Origin of the sequence: Verrucosispora sp. SN26_14.1, assembly GCF_004307965.1 — a bacterium.
GTDB lineage: Bacteria > Actinomycetota > Actinomycetes > Mycobacteriales > Micromonosporaceae > Micromonospora.
The window spans coordinates 1-3,964 of the sequence record NZ_SISL01000515.1 but is presented as its reverse complement, the minus strand read 5'-3'; the positions used below and the strand labels follow the sequence as shown (position 1 = coordinate 3,964).

Annotated in this window: 2 protein-coding genes and 1 pseudogene; all 3 read right to left on the bottom strand. The window is 72.1% G+C overall.

Annotated features, from left to right (window positions below; genetic code table 11):
• Nucleotides 1-19 precede the first annotated feature (19 nt).
• Nucleotides 20-1,402 (bottom strand): annotated as a pseudogene (locus EYA84_RS28165) (acetyl/propionyl/methylcrotonyl-CoA carboxylase subunit alpha); the annotation flags it as partial.
• 91 nt (nt 1,403-1,493) lie between these two features.
• Nucleotides 1,494-3,095, bottom strand: coding sequence for an acyl-CoA carboxylase subunit beta (locus tag EYA84_RS28160; protein WP_131056931.1), 1,602 nt, complete (start codon nt 3,093-3,095; stop codon nt 1,494-1,496).
• On the bottom strand, nt 3,092-3,964 hold an 873-nt coding region (locus EYA84_RS28155; RefSeq protein WP_131056929.1), incomplete at its 5' end, for an acyl-CoA dehydrogenase family protein. The genes EYA84_RS28160 and EYA84_RS28155, both read right to left, overlap by 4 nt.

The following is a 3,964-nucleotide window of genomic DNA, read 5'->3' as shown; positions in this document are numbered from 1 at the left end:
GTCGGCAGCGTCAGATGTGAATAAGAGACATGAGCGCGACCAGGGGCACCTCGCCGGGCGGCAGCAGCGGGGCGAAGACCCCGGGATGCCGGTCCAGGAAGCCGGTGTCGACCTCCGTCGCGCCGAACTCCCGACTCCGCAGCACCCGGACCAGCAGGTCCCGGTTGGTGGCCACGCCGTGCAACTCGGCCCGCGCCAGCGCGGCGGCCAGCGTACGGGCCGCCTCGGCGCGGGTGGGCGCCCAGGCGATCACCTTGGCCAGCATCGAGTCGTAGTGCACCTGCACCGCCGAGCCGTCCCGCACGCCCGAGTCGAGCCGCAGCCCACGCGTCGGAACGAACTCGCCGACCACCCCGGGGACCGTGAACCGGTGCAGGGTGCCGGTGGCCGGCAGGAAACCCTGGGCCGGATCCTCGGCGCAGAGCCGTACCTCGATCGCGTGGCCCTCGGCCGGCGGCGTCACCGTCAGTGGCAGCGGCTCGCCCTCGGCGACCAGCAGTTGCAGCCGGACCAGGTCCAGCCCGGTGACCGCCTCGGTGACCGGATGTTCCACCTGGAGACGGGTGTTCATCTCCAGGAAGTGGAAGTCGCCCTCCGGGGCGAGCAGGAACTCCACCGTGCCCGCGCCGACGTAGTCGACGGCCCGGCCGGCGGCCACCGCCGCCGCGTGCAGCCGGTCCCGCAGCTCCGGGGCGAGCACCGCCGGAGCCTCCTCGACGATCTTCTGGTGCCGGCGCTGGATCGAACAGTCTCGCTCCCCGAGCGCCAGCACGGTGCCGTGCCGGTCCCCGACGATCTGCACCTCGACGTGGCGGCCCCGCTCGACGTACCGCTCGATGAAGACCGTGCCGTCGCCGAACGCCGACGCCGCCTCGCGGCCCGCGCCCGCCACCGCCTCGGCGAGACCGTCGGCGTCCCGGACGATCCGCATGCCGCGACCGCCACCACCGGCGGACGCCTTCACCAGCACCGGGAAGTCGGTGACCTGGGCGGCGTCGGTCCAGGAGGGCAGCATCGGCACGCCCGCCTCGGCGAGCAACGCCTTGGCGGCCAGCTTGTCGCCCATCGCGGCGATCGCCTTCGCCGACGGGCCGACCCAGGTCAACCCGGCGTCGGTCACCGCCGCCGCGACGTCGGCGTTCTCGGCGAGGAAACCGTAGCCCGGGTGCACGGCGTCCGCGCCGGACCGCCGGGCCGCCGCCAGGATCAGGTCGATCCGCAGGTACGTCTCGGCGGGCGTGTTCCCCGGCAGGCGTACCGCCCGATCGGCCTCGGTGACGAAGGGCGCGTCGGCGTCCGCGTCGGAGTGCACGGCGACCGTCTCGACGCCGAGCACCCGACAGGTGGCGATGATCCGGCGGGCGATCTCGCCCCGGTTGGCGACCAGAAGCCTGGTGATCATGGCAGCAGAGCCTTTCTCGCGCTCATCGGGCTGGTCTTTCGTTCGCGACTGCGGGACTCCGCTGCGCTGCGTTCCTCGCGCTCACGGGGGTTCACATCCGGAAGACGCCGAAGCCGGCGGCACCGCGTACCGGCGCGTTGTGCACGGCCGACAGGCAGAGCCCGAGGACGGTACGGGTGTCCCGGGGGTCGATCACCCCGTCGTCGTAGAGCCGTCCGGAGAGGAACAGCGCGCCGGACTGGGACTCGATCTGCTGCTCGACCATCATCCGCATGGCGGCGTCGGAGTCCTCGTCGAACTCGTGGCCCCGGGCGGCGGCGGCCTGCCGGGCCACGATGGAGAGCACGCCGGCCAACTGGGCCGGGCCCATCACCGCGGACTTCGCGTTCGGCCAGGTGAACAGGAACCTCGGCTCGTACGCCCGGCCGCACATGCCGTAGTTCCCGGCCCCGTACGAGGCGCCCAGGTTGACCGTCAGGTGCGGCACCGTCGAGTTCGACACCGCATTGATCATCAGCGCGCCGTGCTTGATGATGCCGCGCTGCTCGTACTCGGTGCCGACCATGTAGCCGGTGGTGTTCTGCAGGAAGATCAACGGTGTGTCGGCGGCGTTGGCGAGCTGGATGAACTGCGTCGCCTTCTGCGCCTCCTCGCTGAACAGCACCCCCCGGGCGTTCGCCAGCACGCCGACCGGGAACCCGTGCAGCTCGCCCCACCCGGTGACCAGGGCCGTGCCGTACGCCGGTTTGAACTCGTCGAACTCGCTGCCGTCGAGCAGCCGGGCGAGCACCTCACGTGGATCGAAGGGCACCTTCAGGTCGGCGCTGACGATGCCGAGCAACTCCTCCGGGTCGTGCCGGGGCGGGCGCGGGTGCGGCGTACGCGGCCCCGGCCCCTGCTTGCGCCAGTTCAGCCGGCGGACACACTGCCGGGCCAGCCGGAGGCCGTCCCGCTCGTCGGCGGCAAGGAAGTCGGCCAGGCCGCTACGGGTGGCGTGCATCGCCGCACCTCCGAGCGACTCGTCGTCGGCGTCCTCCCCGGTGGCCATCTTCACCAGCGGCGGCCCGGCCAGATAGACCTGCGAACGCTCTCGGATCATGATGGTGAAGTCCGACATCCCGGGCACGTACGCGCCACCGGCGGTGGCGTTGCCGAAGACCACGCTGACCGTCGGGATCTTCTCGGCCGAGAGTCGGGTCAGGTCACGGAACACCCGGCCGCCCGGGATGAAGATCTCCGCCTGGGTGGGCAGGTCCGCGCCGGCCGACTCGACCAGGTTGACCATCGGCAGCCGATTGGCCAGCGCGATCTCCCCGGCCCGCCGGGTCTTCGCCAGCGACCACGGGTTCACCGCACCGCCGCGTACGGTCGGGTCGTTCGCCACGATCATGCACTCGACGCCCTCGACCACCCCGATCCCGGTCACCACGCTGGCCCCGACCGGGAAGTCCGTGCCGTACGCGGCCACCGGCGACAGCTCCAGGAACGGGCTGTCCCGGTCCAGCAGCAGCTCGATGCGCTCGCGCGGCAGCAGCTTCCCGCGTGCGTGGTGGCGGGTCACGTACTTCTCGCCACCACCGGCACGTGCCTGGTCGAGCGCGGCGTCCAGCTCGGCGATCCGGTCCCGCAACGCCTCCCGGTTGGCCCGGTGGGGCGGTGAGGTGAGGTCGACCGTGCTCTCCAACGTGGTCATAGACCGATGCCCTTCGCGACGATCTCGTTCATGATCTCGGTGGTGCCGCCCCCGATGCCGAGGATCCGGGCGTCCCGGTAGTGCCGCTCCACCTCGGCGTCGCGCAGGTAGCCGAACCCGCCGTGCAGTTGCAGGGCCTGGTCGACCACCCAGTCGCTCGCCGCCACGGCCACGTTCTTGGCCATCGCCACCTCGGTCACCACCGGCTCCCCGGCGACGACCCGGGCGGCCACCTCGTGCACGTACGCGCGGGCGGCCTCGGCGCGGGTGTGCATCTCGGCCAGCCGGTGCCGGACCACCTGTCGACCGACCAGCGGACGCCCGAACGTGGACCGGTCCCGGCACCAGCGCACGGTCAACTCGACGCAGCGCTGCGCGATCGCGTACGCCTGGGTGGCCAGGGAGAGCCGCTCGGCGGCGAAGTGCTGCATGATCGCGAGATAGGCGGTGCCCTCCTCACCGATCCGGTTCGTCACCGGGACGCGTACGTCGACGAAGGAGAGTTCGGCGGTGTCCGAGCAGTGCCAGCCGAGCTTCTCCAGCCGACGCCCCACGGTGAACCCGGGCGCGCCCTTCTCGATCACCAGCAGGCTCAACTCGCCGCCACCCGGTGGACCGGTGCGGACCGCCGTGGTCACGAAGTCCGCCCGGACACCGCTGGTGATGTACGTCTTCGCACCGTTGACGACGTACTGGTCGCCGTCGCGGCGGGCGTGGGTGCGGATCCCGGCGACGTCGGAACCGGTCTCCGGCTCGGTGACGGCGAGCGCGCCGATCGTGGTGCCGGCGAGCGTCGGTCGGACGTACCGGTCGACCAGGTCGTCATCGGCCGGCGTGCGCGGCACCGGCGGCCCGGCCGCGCCCGGTAG

What these genes read in the sequence shown, in the direction of transcription:
- EYA84_RS28160 (WP_131056931.1), bottom strand. Translation starts at nt 3,095, where the DNA reads ATGACCACGTTGGAGAGCACGGTCGACCTCACCTCACCGCCCCACCGG.